This is a genomic window from Phenylobacterium sp. RIFCSPHIGHO2_01_FULL_69_31, assembly GCF_001824475.1.
In the GTDB taxonomy this organism is placed as follows: domain Bacteria; phylum Pseudomonadota; class Alphaproteobacteria; order Caulobacterales; family Caulobacteraceae; genus Phenylobacterium.
This window is the reverse complement of record NZ_MHXN01000032.1, coordinates 42,154-59,228: the sequence shown is the minus strand read 5'-3', so window position 1 is coordinate 59,228 and position 17,075 is coordinate 42,154. Positions and strand designations below refer to the sequence as shown.

The 17,075-nt window shown below is 70.1% G+C and carries 19 protein-coding genes; 17 read left to right on the top strand and 2 right to left on the bottom strand.

Annotation, left to right across the window (positions count from 1 at the left end):
• Positions 1–109 precede the first annotated feature (109 nt).
• From A2790_RS16950 to A2790_RS16900, 11 genes are all read left to right on the top strand, one after another.
• A complete protein-coding gene (locus A2790_RS16950; protein ID WP_293393910.1) occupies positions 110–931 on the top strand; it encodes an SPOR domain-containing protein in 822 nt (273 codons plus the stop codon).
• Positions 928–1,935, top strand: coding sequence for a beta-N-acetylhexosaminidase (nagZ, locus tag A2790_RS16945; protein ID WP_293393908.1), 1,008 nt, complete (start codon positions 928–930; stop codon positions 1,933–1,935). The genes A2790_RS16950 and nagZ overlap by 4 nt, the downstream gene beginning before the upstream one ends.
• A complete protein-coding gene (locus A2790_RS16940) occupies positions 1,932–2,741 on the top strand; it encodes a ScpA family protein (protein ID WP_293393906.1) in 810 nt (269 codons plus the stop codon). Before nagZ ends, A2790_RS16940 begins: the two co-directional genes overlap by 4 nt.
• Positions 2,738–3,376: an SMC-Scp complex subunit ScpB gene (scpB, locus tag A2790_RS16935; protein WP_293393904.1), complete on the top strand. Its 639-nt coding sequence runs from the start codon at positions 2,738–2,740 to the stop codon at positions 3,374–3,376. Before A2790_RS16940 ends, scpB begins: the two co-directional genes overlap by 4 nt.
• Before the next feature lie 102 nt (positions 3,377–3,478).
• A complete protein-coding gene (tatA, locus tag A2790_RS16930) occupies positions 3,479–3,682 on the top strand; it encodes a twin-arginine translocase TatA/TatE family subunit (protein WP_293393902.1) in 204 nt (67 codons plus the stop codon).
• Between the two features lie 73 nt (positions 3,683–3,755).
• The gene (gene tatB / locus A2790_RS16925) at positions 3,756–4,289 is read left to right on the top strand and encodes a Sec-independent protein translocase protein TatB (protein WP_293393900.1); all 534 of its coding nucleotides are present in this window, start codon (positions 3,756–3,758) and stop codon (positions 4,287–4,289) included.
• Positions 4,286–5,176 carry a twin-arginine translocase subunit TatC gene (gene tatC / locus A2790_RS16920; protein ID WP_293393898.1) on the top strand — a complete coding sequence of 297 codons (891 nt, stop codon included), beginning with the start codon at positions 4,286–4,288 and terminating at the stop codon, positions 5,174–5,176. Before tatB ends, tatC begins: the two co-directional genes overlap by 4 nt.
• A 71-nt stretch (positions 5,177–5,247) precedes the next feature.
• Positions 5,248–6,528 carry a serine--tRNA ligase gene (gene serS, locus A2790_RS16915; protein ID WP_293393896.1) on the top strand — a complete coding sequence of 427 codons (1,281 nt, stop codon included), beginning with the start codon at positions 5,248–5,250 and terminating at the stop codon, positions 6,526–6,528.
• Positions 6,525–7,298, top strand: coding sequence for a 5'/3'-nucleotidase SurE (gene surE, locus A2790_RS16910; RefSeq protein WP_293393894.1), 774 nt, complete (start codon positions 6,525–6,527; stop codon positions 7,296–7,298). Before serS ends, surE begins: the two co-directional genes overlap by 4 nt.
• Positions 7,299–7,300: 2 nt before the next feature.
• On the top strand, positions 7,301–7,963 hold the full coding sequence (locus tag A2790_RS16905; protein ID WP_293393892.1) for a protein-L-isoaspartate(D-aspartate) O-methyltransferase: 663 nt from the start codon (positions 7,301–7,303) through the stop codon (positions 7,961–7,963).
• Between the two features lie 107 nt (positions 7,964–8,070).
• Positions 8,071–9,912, top strand: a complete 1,842-nt coding sequence (locus A2790_RS16900) for a LysM peptidoglycan-binding domain-containing protein (protein WP_293393891.1) — start codon at positions 8,071–8,073, stop codon at positions 9,910–9,912.
• A 7-nt stretch (positions 9,913–9,919) separates the two neighbouring features.
• On the opposite strand, the gene A2790_RS16895 is transcribed toward A2790_RS16900, so the two are convergent.
• On the bottom strand, positions 9,920–10,759 hold the full coding sequence (locus tag A2790_RS16895; protein WP_293394132.1) for an ATP-binding protein: 840 nt from the start codon (positions 10,757–10,759) through the stop codon (positions 9,920–9,922).
• A gap of 121 nt (positions 10,760–10,880) precedes the next feature.
• Between A2790_RS16895 and yajC the strand changes: the two genes are divergently transcribed.
• The 6 genes from yajC to A2790_RS16865 all read left to right on the top strand — a co-directional run bounded on the left by yajC (position 10,881) and on the right by A2790_RS16865 (position 15,617).
• The gene (gene yajC, locus A2790_RS16890; RefSeq protein WP_293393889.1) at positions 10,881–11,231 is read left to right on the top strand and encodes a preprotein translocase subunit YajC; all 351 of its coding nucleotides are present in this window, start codon (positions 10,881–10,883) and stop codon (positions 11,229–11,231) included.
• Between the two features lie 18 nt (positions 11,232–11,249).
• Positions 11,250–12,851: a protein translocase subunit SecD gene (secD, locus tag A2790_RS16885; RefSeq protein ID WP_293393887.1), complete on the top strand. Its 1,602-nt coding sequence runs from the start codon at positions 11,250–11,252 to the stop codon at positions 12,849–12,851.
• Between the two features lie 14 nt (positions 12,852–12,865).
• Positions 12,866–13,828, top strand: a complete 963-nt coding sequence (gene secF / locus A2790_RS16880; RefSeq protein ID WP_293393885.1) for a protein translocase subunit SecF — start codon at positions 12,866–12,868, stop codon at positions 13,826–13,828.
• 8 nt (positions 13,829–13,836) lie between these two features.
• Positions 13,837–14,196 carry an Mth938-like domain-containing protein gene (locus A2790_RS16875; protein WP_293393883.1) on the top strand — a complete coding sequence of 120 codons (360 nt, stop codon included), beginning with the start codon at positions 13,837–13,839 and terminating at the stop codon, positions 14,194–14,196.
• A gap of 82 nt (positions 14,197–14,278) precedes the next feature.
• Entirely contained in the window at positions 14,279–14,893 is a 615-nt protein-coding gene (locus tag A2790_RS16870) for a hypothetical protein (protein WP_293393881.1), read from the top strand.
• A 61-nt stretch (positions 14,894–14,954) separates the two neighbouring features.
• Positions 14,955–15,617 carry a squalene/phytoene synthase family protein gene (locus A2790_RS16865; protein WP_293393879.1) on the top strand — a complete coding sequence of 221 codons (663 nt, stop codon included), beginning with the start codon at positions 14,955–14,957 and terminating at the stop codon, positions 15,615–15,617.
• A gap of 3 nt (positions 15,618–15,620) precedes the next feature.
• On the opposite strand, the gene trmFO is transcribed toward A2790_RS16865, so the two are convergent.
• Entirely contained in the window at positions 15,621–17,024 is a 1,404-nt protein-coding gene (gene trmFO, locus A2790_RS16860; protein ID WP_293393877.1) for a methylenetetrahydrofolate--tRNA-(uracil(54)-C(5))-methyltransferase (FADH(2)-oxidizing) TrmFO, read from the bottom strand.
• Between the last annotated feature and the right edge of the window lie 51 nt (positions 17,025–17,075).

Genomic DNA, 17,075 nt, shown 5'->3' with positions numbered 1-17,075 from the left:
CTCACCCACAGAAATCGGCGGCCCGCCACACTCCGGTCCTTGCGACCTCCGATAGACTGTCTCCGAACGCGCGCGATTCGCGCTGTTTGAGCCTCTCGGAGCCCTCGCGATGTCCGACCACGAGCGCGGCGCCTATACGCCGCCCACCGCCGACGCCCCGCTGAGCTTCGACCCGCGCGAGCCTGTGCGCGGCGCCCGGCCGATCCCGTTCACCCTGATCCTCAGCGTGCTGGTCTTGGCGGCGCTGGTGGCGGCCATCTTCGTCTTCTACCAGTCGGGCGTGCGCCAGGCGGGCCAGGCGCCGCAGACGGTGGGCGAGCCGGTCGCCGGCATCAAGTCCGCTGCGCCGCCGGAGGCGCAGCCGCAGGATCCCGCCGCCGGGCTGCAGATCTACCGCTCTGACGAGAGCGCCCCGATGGAGACGGTGGCGCCCACGTTCACGCCGCCGCCGGAGGAGCCCGCGCCGCGGCCCATGCCCACGCCCAAGGTCGTGGTGACCCAGGCGCCGCCCGTCCAGGCCGCCCCGCCGCCCGCCACCTCCCAGGCGCTGAAGCCGGCCATACCGCCGGCGCCTGTTCAGAAGGCCGCGCCGGCTCCGGCCCAGAAGGTCGCCGCCGCGCCGCCCGCGCCGAAACCCGCGCCGCCAGCCGTCCAGAAGACCGAGCCGGCGCCGGCCGCCAAGCCCGCCGCCGGCGGGGCCGTGGTGCAGATCGGCGCCGTCTCGTCCACCGCCCTGGCGGACAAGGCCTGGAAGGACGCCGTCTCGGCCGTCCCGGGCCTCGGCGCCGGCAAGGGCAAGAGCGTCGAGAAGATCGAGAAGAACGGCGGCACGCTCTATCGCACGGCGGTCACCGGCTTCGCCTCGCGGGCCGACGCCCAGGCCTTCTGCGCCAAGCTCCAGGCCGCCGGGAAGAGCTGCTTCGTCCGGTGACGATCGGGGCCTGCATCCTGGGCTGTTCGGGCCCGATGCTGACGCCGGCCGAAAAGGCGTTCTTCGCCGATGCACGTCCCTGGGGGTTCATCCTCTTCGCCCGCAATGTCGAAACGCCGGCGCAGGTGAGGGCGCTGACGACCGCCCTCCGCGAGGCGGTCGGCCGTGACGAGGCGCCGATCCTGGTCGACCAGGAGGGCGGGCGGGTGCAACGCCTGCGTCCCCCCCACTGGCCGGCTTACCCCTCGGCGCGGGCCTATGCCGCGCTGGGACGTCCCGAGATCGCCCGCCTCGGCGCGCGACTAATGGCCCACGACCTGGCCGCCGTTGGCGTCGACGCCGACTGCCTCCCGGTCCTGGATGTTCCGGCGCCGGACGGGCACGAGGTCATCGGCGATCGCGCCTATGCCGAGACGCCGGATGAGGTGGCCGTTCTCGGCCGCGCCGCGGCCGAGGGCCTCATCGCCGGCGGGGTTCTGCCGATGCTCAAGCACATTCCTGGCCACGGCCGGGCCCGCGCCGACAGCCATCAGGCGCTGCCGGTGGTCGAGGCCCCGTGGGATGAGCTCGACGGCTGGGACTTCGCGCCATTCCGCGCGCTTTCGGACATGCCGATGGCGATGACCGCGCACGTGGTCTACGCCGCGATCGATCCGCGCCGGCCGGCGACCCTGTCCTCCACGGTGATCCGCCGCGCCGTGCGCAAGGCGATCGGTTTCGACGGGCTCCTGATGAGCGACGACATCTCGATGGGCGCGCTCTCCGGCGGATTCCGCGAGCGCGCCGAGACTGCGCGCGCCGCGGGCTGCGATGTGGTGCTCCACTGCAACGGCGACATGGGCGAGATGCAGGCCGTTGCCGCAGGAGCCGGTGTTCTGAGCGGGCAGGCCCAGCGCCGCGCGGGGGCCGCGCTGGCGCGCCGGCCCCGGACGCCCGAACCGTTTGATGTGGCCGAGGGCCGCGCTCGCTTCGCTGCGGCGTTCGGCGGTAGGCTGGCGGCATGAGCGGCGGCTTCCAACCTTCTCTCGACTTCGCCGCGGCCAGCCACGCGGCCGAGGACGGCGAGGCGCTGATCGTCGATCTCGAGGGGTACGAGGGGCCGCTGCACGTCCTGCTGGCGCTGGCCCGCACCCAGAAGGTCGACCTGCTGCAGCTTTCGATCCTGAAGCTGGCCGAGCAGTACCTCGCCTTCGTGCAGGAGGCGCGCCGCCGCCGCTTCAGCCTCGCCGCCGACTACCTCGTGATGGCGGCCTGGCTCGCCTACCTGAAGTCGCGCCTGCTGCTGCCCAAGCCCGAGCAGCCGAAGGCCGAGGAGCCGCCCGCCGAGGAGATGGCCCAGCGCCTGGCCTTCCGCCTGGCCAAGCTCGAAGCGATGCGGAACGCCGCCGAAAAGCTGATGACCGGACCGCAACTGGGCCGGGATGTCTTCGGCCGCGGCGACCCCGAGGCCATCCGCATCGTTCCGTCAGGGCGACTCGAAGGCGACCTCTACGGCCTGATGAGCGCCTATATCGCCCAACGCCAGAAGGAGGCGCAGCGGAGCTACAAGCCCCAGGTTCCGACTGCCTATCCCCTGGAGGACGCCCGCGACCGCCTGCGCCGCCTGCTGCCCGACCTCGACCGCTGGACGCCCTTGACCGGGGTCGCGCCGATGGGAACCCCGACCGCCGGGCCCAGCCGCGCCTCCTATGTGGCCTCGACCCTCTCGGCCAGCCTGGAGCTGGTGAAGGAGGGGGCGCTCGAAGCCCGCCAGTTGGAGGCATTCGCCGACATCTATCTGCGGGCCCGCAAGGGTGGGGTGGCGGCATGAGCGAGACCGCGCGCGAGATCGAGGCCCTGCTGTTCGCCGCCTCCGGGCCGCTGACGGTCGAGGACCTGGCCAAACGACTTCTGGAGGGCGCCGACGTCGAGGGCGGCCTCGCCGAGCTTTCCGATCTCTACGCAGGCCGCGGCGTGGTGTTGGCCAACGTCGCGGGGGGATGGCGCTTCCAGACCGCCGAGGACCTCGCCTGGCTGATGACCGAGGAGCGCGACGAGCCGCGGCGCCTCTCGAAGGCCGCGCAGGAGACGCTGGCCATCATCGCCTACCACCAGCCCGTCACCCGCGCGGAGATCGAGGCCGTGCGCGGCGTGCAGGCCAGCCGGGGCACCCTGGACGTCCTGCTGGAGCTGGGCCTCGTTAAGATGCGCGGCCGCCGGCGCACCCCGGGCCGCCCGGTCACCTTCGGCACCACCGACGCCTTCCTGGAACACTATGGCCTGGCCAGCCTCGCCGACCTGCCGGGCATGGCGGAGATGAAGGCCGCGGGCCTGCTGTCGCTGGACCTGCCGCCCGATTTCGCCATGCCCGATCCCAACGCGCTGGGCGCCGACGAGGACCCGCTGGAGGCCGACGCGCCCGAATTCCATGTCGATTTCCTGGGCGAGGACGAGCCCGCGCACTGAAGCACGCACGCCGCGTTGGCTTGGCGGCGGCGGACGGACTATATAACCCCCGAGACAACGGGCGCGCGGCATCGGGGCCGCCGCCCAAGGAGAGTTTGGCGCATGGGCGCACTCAGCATCTGGCACATCCTTCTGATCGTCGTCGTGGCGGCGCTGCTGTTCGGCGGCCGCGGCAAGATCTCGGGCCTCATGGGCGACACCGCCAAGGGCATCCGCGCCTTCCGCGACGGCCTGAAGGGCGACGACACCTCCGAGGAGGCGGCTAAGCCGCTTCCGAAGGACGACAAGGACAGCGCGCGGGGCTGATCGCCCGCCGCTCCACGGCAATTTCGCGCCGGCCGCCCTGATCGTGGCCGGCGCTTCTGTTTAGGCCACCGCCATGCTTCCCGAAGTCGGCGCGTCCGAGCTCATCGTCATCGCCATCGTGGCGCTGATCGTCGTGGGCCCCAAGGACCTGCCCATCCTGCTCCGGCGTTTCGGTCAGTTCATGGCCAAGCTGCGCGGCATGGCGAACGAATTCCGCGCCAGCTTCGACGAGATGGCCCGCCAGTCCGAGCTCGACGACCTGCGCAAGGAGGTCGAGGCCATGCGCCGCGGCCAGTTCGGCGACCTGACCGACCATAACCAGGAGATGCGCTCCACGATCGGCGAGATCGAGCAGAGCATGTCCGACGTGGGCGTCCAGCTGCATCCGCCCATGAGCTATCAGTACGACACGACCGAGGCGCCGCCTCCGCCGCTGGAGATTTCCGAGGCCTCTGCGCCGGAGACGAAAAAGCCTGCGACAAGGAAGAAGGCCGCCGCCAAGCCGGCCCGCAAGGCGCCGGTCAAGGCCAAGGCCAAGGCGGAGGTCGAGATCGTCCAGGCGCCCAAGCGCAAGCGCGCCAGCAAGATCGTCGAGGGCGGCGCGTGAGCTACGACGCCGACGAAGCCGAAATCGAGGCCTCCCGGGCCCCGCTGCTGGACCACCTGGTCGAGCTCCGCCAGCGGCTGATCATCTGCGTAGTGGCGATCGTCGTGGGCTTCGCCGTCTGCTTCGCCTTTTCGGAGCAGATCTATCGCTTCCTGCTCCACCCCTTCGCCATGGCCGCGGCCATGTATGCGGAGTCCCGGCAGGGGCACTCGGCCGGACCGTTCGATCTCCTGTTCGTCCTGCTGGGGATGAAGGACGCGCCGACCGCCACCGGCGACCTTCGGCTGATGTTCACGGCGCCGCTGGAGTTCTTCTTCACCAAGCTGAAGCTGGCGGGCTTCGGCGCCGTGGTGCTGACGTTCCCGGTGCTGGCCTGGCAGGTCTACGCCTTCGTGGCGCCGGGCCTCTACAAGCGCGAGCGATACGCCTTCCTGCCCTTCCTGATCGCGGCCCCGATCCTGTTCCTGATGGGCGCGGCGCTGGTCTATTTCCTGATCCTGCCGTTCGTCCTGTGGTTCTCGCTGAGCCAGCAGATCATGGGCGCGGGCATTGCGGTCGAGCTGCTGCCCAAGGTGTCCGACTACCTCACCCTGGTGACGACCCTGCTGCTGGCCTTCGGCCTCTGCTTCCAGCTTCCCGTGGTGCTCACCCTGCTGGGCCTGGCCGGGATCGTGAACTCGGCCATGTTGTGGAAGGGCTGGCGCTACGCCGTCTTCGCCGTCGTCGTGGTGGCCGCGATCGTGACCCCGCCGGACCCGATCAGCCAGCTCATGCTCGCGACGCCGATCATCCTTTTGTACTTCGTCTCCATCGGCTGCGTGAAGCTCATCGAACTGCGCCGGAAGAAGGAAGACGCCTCGGCCGGGACCGACATCGTCGCCACGTGAGCGGGCTAAGGGTTGGCGCGCCTCCCGACGCGCTCTAGAGAAACCGCTTCCCTCATCCCCCAGCGGCGCCCATGCACGACATCCGAGCCATTCGCGAAACCCCCGAGCTTTACGAGAAAGCCTGGGCGGCGAAGGGCCTGTCCGGGAAGGTGGCCGAGATCCTCGACCTGGACGCCCGGCTCCGCGCCGCCCAGACGGCCGGCCAGGCGGCGCAGGCCGAGCGAAACGAGGCCTCCAAGAAGATCGGCCAGGCCAAGGCCCAGAAGAACGAAGCCGAGGCACAGGCGCTGATGGCCCGCGTCGAGGCCCTGAAAGCTGGCCAGGCCCAGCACGCCGAGGCCGAGCGGGAGGCGGGCGAGGCGCTGAAGGACATCCTGGCCTCGCTGCCCAATATCCCGGCGCCCGATGTGCCGGTCGGGGCGGACGAGCACGACAACGTGGAGGTCCGCCGCTGGGGCGAGCCGTTCGCCATCGCCAACCCCAAGGACCACGTCGACCTCGGCGAGGGGCTGGGCCTCCTGGACTTCGAAGCCGCCGTCCGTATGTCGGGCGCCCGGTTCACGGTTCTGAAGGGCCAGCTCGCCCGCCTGGAGCGGGCCATCGGCCAGTTCATGCTGGACCTACAGACGCAGGAGCACGGCTACCTGGAGGTCGCCCCACCGCTGCTGGTGAACGACGCGGCCGCCTATGGCACCGACAAGCTGCCGAAGTTCGCCGACGACCTGTTCCAGACCACCGACGGCCGCTGGCTCATCCCGACGGCCGAAGTGCCGCTCACCAGCCTGGTGATGGACCAGATCGTGGCGGAGGAGGAGCTGCCGCTGCGCTTCACCGCCCTGACCCCCTGCTTCCGGTCGGAGGCCGGCGCCTCGGGGCGCGACACCCGCGGGATGATCCGCCAGCACCAGTTCAACAAGGTCGAGCTGGTTTCGATCGTGGCCCCGGAAAAGTCCGACGAGGAGCATGAGCGGATGGTCGGCTGCGCCGAGGCGGTGCTGAAGCGGCTCGAGCTTCCTTTCCGCACCATGCTGCTGTGCACGGGCGACATGGGCTTCGGCGCGCGCAAGACCTACGACCTGGAGGTCTGGCTGCCCAGCCAGGGCAAGTACCGCGAGATCAGCTCCTGCTCGAACTGCGGCGACTTCCAGGCCCGGCGCATGGACGCCCGCGCCAAGAAGGCCGGCGAGAAGGGGACGCGGTTCGTCCATACGCTGAACGGCTCCGGCCTCGCCGTGGGCCGGACGCTGGTGGCGGTCATGGAGAACTACCAGGACGAGGGCGGCCGGATCGCCATTCCGCAGGCGTTGCACCCCTACCTGCCGGGTCTCACCCACATCGGGGGCCAGGCTTGAGGATCCTCATCACCAACGACGATGGCATCCATGCGGACGGCCTGGAGGCGCTGGAGCGGATCGCGGCCCGGCTGTCGGACGATGTCTGGGTTGTAGCGCCTGAGTACGAGCAGTCGGGCGCCAGCCGGGCGCTGACCCTGGCCGATCCGATCCGCGTGCGGCAGCTGTCCGAGCGCCGCTTCGCCACCACGGGCACGCCCACCGACTGCGTCATGCTGGGGATCAACGACCTGGTCCCCGGCGGCCGGCCGGACCTGGTGCTGTCGGGCGTGAATCGCGGCGCGAACCTCGCCGAGGATGTCACCATGTCGGGCACCGTGGCCGGCGCCATCGAGGGCATGGCCCTGGGCGTGCCCTCCATCGCGCTCTCCCAGATGGGCTTCTACGAGCCGGGCCAGAGCTTCGAGGCGGCCGAGACCTTCGGGCCCGGGATCATCAAGCGCCTCGTCGAGCTGGGCTGGCCGAACGACGTGGTCCTCAACATCAACTTCCCGAACGGCGCGGTCGAGAACATCAAGGAGGTCGAGGTCACGCGCCAGGGCTTCCGCGACTTCCAGGTGCGCCACGCCGAGAAGCGGCTCGATCTGCGCGGACGCGACTACTATTGGGTGGGCTTCCGCCAGGAGCGCTCCAGTCCGCCGGAGGGCACCGACCTGAGGGCGCTTTACGATGGCAAGATCTCGGTGACCCCGCTGCACATCGACCTGACCCATACCGCCACTGTCCACGAACTGAAGGGGCAGCTGGGCGGCGTGCCGCCGAAGGCTTGACCATGGCCGAGCGGGATGACGACGACACGCCCGAAACCCGCATGGCGCGCCTGCTGCTGGCCCTGCGCTCGCAGGGCGTGACAGACGCCAAGGTGCTGTCCGCCATCGAGACCACGCCACGGCCCCTCTTCACGCAGGAGCTGTTCAAGGAGCGGGCGTTCGAGGATTCGGCCCTGCCGATCGCCTGCGGCCAGACCATCAGCCAGCCGTTCATCGTGGGGCTGATGACCCAGGCGCTGAAGGTGGATCGGCGTGACCGGGTGCTCGAGATCGGCACCGGCAGCGGCTATCAGACCACCATCCTCTCGAAGCTGGCCCGGCTGGTTTACACCGTCGAGCGCTATCGCACCCTGATGCGGGAGGCCGAGGCCCGGTTCAAGGAACTGGGCCTGACGAACATCATCACCCGGTTCGGAGACGGTGGGGAAGGTTGGCCCGAGCAGGCGCCTTTTGACCGCATTATGGTCACAGCCGCGGCGCCGGGAGAGCCCAAGGCTCTGCTTTCGCAACTGAAACCGACCGGCATCCTCGTGGCGCCGATCGGCAAGGGGCCGGTCCAGGTCCTGCGTCGGTACACCGGCGACGGGCATGGGGGCTTCCAGGTCGAGGACCTGATCGACGTCCGCTTCGTCCCGCTGCTGGAAGGCGTGGCGAAGGAACTCTGACCTTTTCGTGTTGCGAGGCTTTTGCGGGTTGGCGGGGGCGCCGGCTCGTCGCCATCATCCCACCTCACGCCCCGAATGATTCTTATTCGAGCTACCCCGGAGCGGCGATGACGCATCTCATCCAACGAACGGCCCTGATCCTGCTCGCGGGAACGGCGCTCACCGCCTGCGGTACGCCGCGCTACGCCGTGAACGCGCCCGTGATCCAGGTTCCGCCGCCGGCTGTCCCGGTCGCCGCGCCGCCGCAGCAACTGGCCGCGGCGGAGGATGCGCCGGCCGACGTCGCCCGTCCGACGCCCAAGGTGGAATCCCGCGAGCTCGCGCCATTGCCCTCGGCCCCCCGGCCGGCGCTGGCCCAGGCGTCGCCCGAACCGCCGGTCCTGGCCCTCGCACCGCCGGCCGAGGATGCGGCGGCCCGCGTCCGCGGGTCCGCGCCCGCCACGTACAAGGTCAAATCCGGCGACACGCTCGCCGAGATCGCCGACCGCCTCGGCACGACCATCGCGGACCTGGCCGAGGCGAACGGCCTGAAGAAGCCCTACCGCCTGCAGCCCGGCCAGGTGCTCAAGAATCCGAAGGCCCCGAAGGCGAGCGCCGCGAGCAGTTCCAGGTCCAGCGGCTCCGGCGGGGCGACCTACACCGTCCGCTCGGGCGACACCCTGTTCGGCATCGCCCAGCGCAACGGCACAACCGTCCAGGCTCTGCGCGAGGCCAACGGCCTGGGCGCCAGCTCCTCGATCATGCCCGGCCGGAAGCTGAAGCTGCCCGGCGGCGAGGCCGAGGCGGCCGGCGACGACCCTGCGCCCGCGGAGCGGCCCGAACCGCGCACCCGCCGCCCGCAGGCCGAGGCGCCGCCGGCCGAGGTGGTTGAGCTGGAAGGCCGCACGATCACCAATCGCGAGGTCACCGGCCGGGTGGTCGAGATCTCGATCCCCGGCAAGTCCTACAAGGTCAAATCGGGCGACAACCTGGAACGGATCGCCGGCCGCCTGGACAGCGACGTCGCCGAGCTCGCCAAGATCAACAAGCTGAAGAAGCCCTACCGGATTCAGCCCGGGCAGACGATCCGCGGCCCGGGCAGCACCGCCAAGGCCTATGTCGTCGGCCGTGGCGACACCCTGTCCGAGATCGCGCGCCGCTTCAGCGTCACCGAGGCCGAGCTGCGCAGCGCCAACGGCCTGCGCCGGGGCGCCAGCGTCGCGCCGGGCCGCCGGCTGCGCCTGCCCGCGGGCTATCGCGACCGGGGGCCGCTGACGACCACGACCCGCGTCCCGGATCGCGTGGCGCCGACGCCTGCGCCGCCGCCGCCCGAGCCGACGCCCGCCCTGCCGTCCAGCCCGCGGCCCTATGAGGGTACGGCGCGGCCGCCGTCGTCGTTCGATACGCCGCCCCCGGTCGGCCAGACCTTGCCGCCGCCCCGCTCGGCGCCCCGTCCCCCGACCGTGGTCATGCCTGGCCAGCCTCAGCCTTATCGCCCGCCGCCCGGCGGCGTGCCGGGCGCGCCGGTCGCCAGCCCGCCGGTGTCCGACGCTCAGATCAGCCAGATGGGCCGCGGCCTGTTCGCCTGGCCGCTGCAGGGGCAGGTCCTGTCCGGCTTCGGCGGTCGTGGCGGCGGCGTGCGCAACGACGGCCTGAACATCCGGGCCAGCACCGGCGACCCGGTCCGCGCGGCCGCGGCCGGCGACGTGGTCTATGCGGGCGACCAGGTCCCGGGCTTCGGCAACCTGGTGCTGATCAAGCACGCCGACGGCTGGGTGACCGCCTATGGCCACCTCAGCCGCGTCGAGGTGCGGATGCAGCAGAAGGTTGAGCAGGGGCAGCAGATCGGCCTGGCGGGCTCGTCCGGCGGCGTCTCGGAGCCGCAGCTGCACTTCGAGATCCGCTACGCGCCGACCCCGCAGGAGCGGGCGCGCCCCGTCGACCCGACGCTGGTCCTGCCGCCGCGCTGACCCGCGCTCAGAGTGGGAGCGGCTTGCCCAGCTCGCCGGCCAGGTCGCGGATGAACTGCCACGCGACCCGGCCGGAGCGCGAGCCGCGCAGCTGCGCCCACTGCAGGGCGCGGCGCTCAAGGTCGGGGACCGTCAGGCCGAACCGCCGGGCGTAGGCGGTCACGGCGCTCAGGTAGGTCGGCTGGTCCATCGGCGGGAAGCCCACCCACAGGCCGAAACGGTCGGAGACGCTGACCTCCTCCTCGGCGTCCTCGGCCGCCGAAACCAGGCCGCGGTCTTCCTGGTGGCCGCGCGGCATCAGGTGGCGGCGGTTGGACGTAGCCACGAACAGAACATTGCCCGGCGGCCCAGACACGCCGCCCTCCAGCGCCGACTTCAGCGCCTTGGCCGCCGCGGCGCCTTCCTCGAACGAAAGGTCGTCGCACAGGACCACGAAGCGCTCGGGCCGCGTCCGCAAGGCGTCGAAGAGCGCGGGCAGGGCGGTGACCTCGTCGCGATCCACCTCCACCAGCTTCAGGGCGGCGTTCTCGGCCGCGACCGCCATGAACGCAGCCTTGGCCAGCGAGCTCTTGCCCGTGCCCCGAACGCCCCACAGCAGGGCATGGTTGTAGGGCAGGCCGGCGGCGAAGCGCTCCAGGTTCTCCAGGAACCGGGTCTTCTGCCGGTCGACGCCCACCAGGCTGTCCAGCGCCAGCGGATAGTCGGGGGCCGGATGAAAGGCGCCGGTCTGCGGATCGTGCCGGAAGAGCCGCGCCCCCCCGAATCCGGCCGTGCCCACGGCCGGCGGCGCCAGGCGCTCCAGGGCCTCGGCGATACGGGTAAGCAGCGGCGTCAGGTCCCGATCCATGAGGAGCAGGCCATACACGTAGGCGTTCCATTGCAAAAGCAGGCCCGTCCGCATAGCTTCCGCCGACTTTGGCGGGCCCCCATATGGGAGGGCGCTCGCCTGCGCATTTTTCGGAGAGGCTATGTTCGCCACCCCTGCCTACGCCCAAGCCGCCGGCGGCGCCGCTGGAGGCGGCCCTGAAGCGATGCTGCTGCAGTTCCTGCCGCTCATCGCCCTGGTCGTGCTGTTCTATTTCCTGATGATCCGGCCGCAGCAGCGGCGGATGAAGCAGCATCAGGCCATGCTCGGCGCCCTGAAGCGTGGCGATACGGTGGTGCTGTCCTCGGGCATGATCGGCAAGATCGTGCGCGTCGAAGACAAGGAAGTCGGCGTCGAGATCGCCACCGGCGTCACCGTGAAGGTGGTCAAGGGCATGATCTCCGACGTCCGGGCCCGCGGCGAGCCTGCGCCGGCCAACGACTCCAAGGCCTAAGAAAGTAGACGCCTTCCGATGCTGACCCTTTCGCGCTGGAAGGTCCTGCTGGTCGTCCTGTCCGTGGTGCTCGGGGCGCTCTTCGCGTTGCCCAACGCGCTGCCCCAGGATGTCCGGGACGGACTGCCGGCCTTCATGCCGAAGAAGACCCTCAACCTCGGGCTCGACCTGCAGGGCGGGTCGTACCTGTTGCTCGAAGTCGACACGAACGCGCTGCGTTCCGAACGCCTCACCAACATGCTCGAGGATGTCCGGACCCAGCTTCGCGAGGAGCAGATCCAGTTCACCAACCTTGCGGTGGTGAACGGCGCCGTGATGGTCCGGATCACGGACGCCGCACAGGTCGGCGCGGCGACCAAATTGCTGCGTGAGAACATCGGCACGGTGCTGCAGGGCGTCGTTGGTGGCCGCGACGTTCGCGTCTCGACCGAGGCGGACCAGCGGCTGCGGTTGGAGTTCGTACCGGAGGCCTTCGAAGCCGAGGCCGTGCGCGCGGTCGAACAGTCCCAGGAGATCATCCGCCGCCGGATCGACGAACTGGGCACGCGCGAGCCCAGCATCACGCGCCAGGGCACGAACCGCATCGTCGTGGCTGCTCCGGGCGAAAGCGATCCGGAGAAGCTGAAGGCGATCCTGGGCCAGACGGCCAAGCTGACCTTCCAGATGGTCGACGAGACCGCGGACATCGTCCAGGCCCAGCAGGGCCGGGTGCCGCCCGGAACCGTCCTGCTGCCCGGCGACGACATCCAGCCGGCTTACGTGGTCAAGCGCCGCGCCCTGGTGACCGGTGAGATGCTGACCGACGCCCAGGCGGGCTTCGATCCGCAGACCGGGCGACCGGTGGTCAACTTCCGCTTCAACGGCCAGGGCGCCCGGCGTTTTGCCGACGCCACGTCCCAGAACGTGGGCAAGCGATTCGCCATCGTCCTCGACGACAAGGTGATCTCCGCACCCAACATCAACGAGCCGATCACGGGTGGATCCGGCCAGATCAGCGGCAACTTCACCGCCGAGAGCGCCAACAACCTCGCGATCCTGCTTCGCGCGGGCGCACTGCCCACGCGGCTCAATGTCGAGGAGCAGCGCACCGTGGGCGCCGAGCTCGGCGCCGACGCCATCGAGGCCGGCAAGATCTCCACCATTGTCGGCTTCGTTGCGATCCTGGCGTTCATGCTGCTGGCCTACGGCTTCCTGTTCGGCGGGATTTCGGTGGTGGCCCTGCTGGTGAACGGCCTGCTGATCATCGCCGCCATGAGCGTGACCCAGGCCACCCTCACCCTGCCGGGCATCGCGGGTCTGATCCTGACCCTGGCCGTGGCCGTCGACGCGAACGTGCTGATCTACGAACGCATGCGCGACGAGGTCCGGGCCGGCCGCAACGTGGTGACCGCCATGGACGCCGGCTTCTCGCGAGCCATGAGCACCATCATCGACGCCAACCTGACGACCCTCCTGGCGGCCCTTATGATGTTCCAGTTCGGGGCCGGTCCGGTGAAGGGCTTCGCCTGGACCCTTTCGATCGGCGTGATCACCTCGGTGTTCTCCGCCGTCCTCATAACCCAGGTGCTTCTGGCCTGGTGGTTCCGCGCCACCCGACCGAAGACCCTGCCGATCGCTTAAGGGAGGCCCGCGCCATGTGGCCCCTGATCAAGATACTTCCCGTGAAGACGAACTTCGAGTTCGTCCGGTTCGCGCGCCTGGCCGCCGTGATCTCCATCATCGCCGTGATCGCCTCACTGGCGAAGGCGATGATCCCGCTCGAGCCGCCCTGCGGCGGCCTGAACTGCGGCATCGACTTCAAGGGCGGGACGATCCTGGAACTCACGACGGGCGCAAAACCCGTCGACCTCCCGGTGGCCCGCGCGACGCTCGAGCGGATGGATCTGGGCGATGTCCAGGTGCAGACCTTCGGCGCGCCCAATGAAGCCGTGGTTCGCTTCCAGACCCCTGACAACGCCAGCCCGGCCCAGACGGTGGACCGGGTCAAAGCGGCGCTCACCACCGCGCTGGGGGAAGTCACCTTCAAGCGAACGGACGTGGTGGGTCCCAAGGTCTCTGGAGAGCTGTTCCAGAGCGGCCTGCTGGCCCTCTTGCTCTCGATCGGCCTGATGCTGGTCTACATCTGGTTCCGCTTCGAGCTGCAGTTCGGGATCGGGGCCGTGGTCGCCCTGTTCCACGACGTGTTCCTGACGTTCGGCGTGCTGGCCTTCGGCGGGCTCGAGTTCAGCCTCACGACCGTCGCGGCGATCCTGACCGTCATCGGCTACTCCATGAACGACACCGTCGTGGTGTTCGACCGCCTTCGCGAGAACCTGCGCAAGTACAAGCGCATGCCGCTTCGCGAGGTGATCGACCTCTCCATCAACGAGACGCTGTCGCGGACGGTGATCACCGGCTTGACCGCGCTGCTCGCGCTGGGCGGCCTGGCGATCTTCGGCGGTCCGACGTTGTTCGGCATGTCGATCGTCCTGATGTTCGGTATCGTCATCGGCACCTACTCGTCGATCTACGTGGCGGCGCCCGTGATCCTCCTGTGGGGCGTGCGTCGCGACGACGAGCCGGCCGAGGCGCTGAAGCCCGCTGTGCCGCGCCCCTGAGGCCGGCCGTGGCGCGCAACGCCCCCAGCATCGACGCCTATGGCGACGGCGGCTTCCGCCTCGCCGGCGAGCGGCACGACGGCTCGGTCCTGATCCTGTCGGATGAGGCGCGGAGCTGGGGCGTGGCGAGCCTGGATCAACTGTCGCTTGAGGCGCTGCGGCCGGTGCTGGACGCTGGCGCCGCGGAGGTGGAGTTCGTCCTCCTCGGCGTCGGCGCGCGAAACGCCATGCCGCCGCGCGAGATTCGCGAGGGCTTGCGGGCGGCCGGCATCGGCCTGGAGTTCATGGACACGCCGGCGGCGGCGAAACTCTACAATTTGCTGACGGCCGAAGGACGCCGCGTGGCGGCCGCCCTGATCGCCGTCTGACCTCGGCGGTCCCCCTCGCTTCCAGCCTGAAACGAAACGCCCTATAGGTGCGGCAGGGCAGGGACTTAAGAGGGTTAGTTACATGGCCGGACTACTCGCCAATTTCCGAAATACCATCATCGTCAGCACGATCCTGGCGTTGATCCTGGTCGGCGCCTACGCCGCCGGGCCGCAAGGGACGGGGCCCGCCTTCTGGCAGGGCGTGTTCCGCTGGCTGCATGTGTTCTTCGGCATCCTCTGGATCGGGCTGCTGTACTATTTCAACTTCGTCCAGATCCGGAAAATGCCCGACATCCCGGCCGAGCTGAAGCCGGCGGTCTCCAAGTACATCGCCCCCGAGGCGCTGTTCTGGTTCCGCTGGGCCGCGGTGGCCACCGTCGTGATGGGCCTCGCCATCGCCGGCGTGCGCGGCTACTCGGCCGAAACCCTCTCGCTGGGCCTCGCCGGCGGCTACGACCCGACGCTCGACCGGCAGTACACGCTGCTGGGCCTGGGCATGTGGCTGGGCATCATCATGATGCTGAACGTTTGGGGCATCATCTGGCCGAACCAGAAGCGCGCGCTGGGCATCGTGGAAGCCGACGCCGACACCAAGGCCAAGGCCGCACGGATGGCCATGCTGGGCTCGCGCACGAACCTGCTGCTCTCGATCCCGATGCTGGCCTCGATGACCATGTCGCAGACCGTCTTCGGCTAGACTGCGAGCAAGCTTTCGAGAAGGCCCGCCCTCGCGGCGGGCCTTTTTCGTTGTGAGAGCCATGAGCGACGATCTCGACGACCTGATCCGCCGGGTAGACCCCGACCGCTGGCTCTCCAGCCGGTTCGTGGCCGCTGCTCCCCTGCGCGCCGACGTCCTCGCCATCTACGCCTACGACCACGAGCTGGCGCGGGCCCCCAGGGTGGCCTCCAACCCGATCCTGGGCGAGATCCGCCTGACCTGGTGGCGCGAGATGCTGGACGAGGTCTACGAGGGCCGGCCGGTGCGGCATCACCCGACCGCCCAGGCGCTGGCCGCGGCCATCGCCCGCCGCCATCTGCCCCGCGAGCCGCTGGAGGCGATGATCGACGCGCGCTACCGCGAACTGGACGCCACGCCAATGGAGCCGAAGGAAGCGTTGGCCTGGGCGCGAGACACCGGCGGGCGGGCGGCGGAACTCGCCGCGATGATCCTGGCGCCGGGCGAGGATTCTGGACCCGCGCGAGCCGGCGGTGCGGCATGGGCCCTGGCGCGCCGGGCCGCCGAGGCGCCGGCTTTGGCTGCAATCTCCCGAAAGACGATGGAGGGCGCCCGCAAGGCCGTCCGTGCGCTCGCGGCGCCGGCGTTCCCGGCCGTGGCCCACGCGGCGCTGGCGGGACGCCGCCGCGCTCCGTTGTCCGACCGGCTGCGGGTGGTCTTCGCGGTGGCCCGCGGACGGATCTGACGCCTATTCGGCGGCTTCCAGCGCCGGGGCCCCCTCGACCCAGGCCTTGAGGTCGGCCAGCGCGCGCTCGCCCATCGCCCGCTTCTTCAGCCGGGTCTTCTCCTTGGCTCCCAGCCGGCGGCCCTCGGCGTCGCGCTTCGGGGCTTCCATCGGCGGGAGCAGGCCGTAGTTGATGTTCATCGGCTGGAAGCTGCCCTTGCCGCTTTCCAGGTGGCCTCCGGTGATATGGCCGACCAGCCCGCCCAGCGCCGTGGTGGCGGGCGGCGCCTCGATCGGCCGCCCTAGGCGCTCGGCGGCGGCGAAACGGCCCGCCAGCAGTCCGACCGCCGCGCTTTCCACATAGCCCTCCACGCCCGTCACCTGGCCCGCGAACCGCAGGCGCGGCTGGGCCTTCAGGCGCAGGTTCCGATCCAGCAGGCGCGGCGAGTTGATGAAGGTGTTGCGGTGCAGGCCGCCCAGCCGCGCGAACACGGCCTTCTCCAGACCCGGGATCATCCGGAAGATCTCGGTCTGCGCGCCATGCTTCAGCTTGGTCTGGAAGCCGACCATGTTCCAAAGCGTCCCGAGCGCGTTGTCCTGGCGCAGTTGCACCACCGCATACGCCTTTTCCTCCGGCTTGTGGGCGTTGGTCAGACCCACCGGCTTCATCGGACCGTGGCGCAGCGTTTCGCGGCCGCGCTCGGCCATCACCTCGATGGGCAGGCAGCCGTCGAAATAGGGGACGTGCTCCCAGTCCTTGAATTCTGACTTGGGGCCGGCCAGCAGGGCGTCGATGAACGCCTCGTACTGGTCCTTGTCCATCGGGCAGTTGATGTAGGCCGCCGCATCGCCCCCGGGTCCTTCCTTGTCGTAGCGCGACTGGCGCCACGCCACGCCCATGTCGATGGACTCGAAGTTCACGATCGGCGCGATGGCGTCGAAGAACGACAGCTGGCCTTCGCCCGTCAGGTCCAGGATCGCCTGGGACAGGGCGGGCGAGGTGAGGGGCCCCGTGGCCAGGATCACGCTGTCCCACTCCGCGGGCGGCAGGCCGGCGACCTCCTCCCGGGCGATGGTCACCAGCGGATGGGCCTCCAGGCGCGCCGTAACGGCCTCGGAGAAGCCCTCGCGGTCTACGGCCAGGGCGCCGCCGGCCGGCACCTGGTGCGCAGCGCCGGCGCTCATGATGATCGAGCCCAGCGCCCGCATCTCGGCGTGGAGCAGGCCAACGGCATTGCCGGTCCAGTCGTCGGCGCGGAAGGAGTTGGAGCACACCAGTTCGGCCAGCTTGTCGGTCTGGTGCGCATCGGTGCCGCGCACGGGGCGCATCTCGTGCAGCACCACGGGCACACCCGCCTGCGCGATCTGCCAGGCGGCCTCCGAGCCGGCCAGGCCGCCGCCGACGACGTGGATTGGGGTCATTGTCATGCGTGGCGTACTAGCAACGAACGGCAAGGATCGCGAGCGGGGCCTTGCACG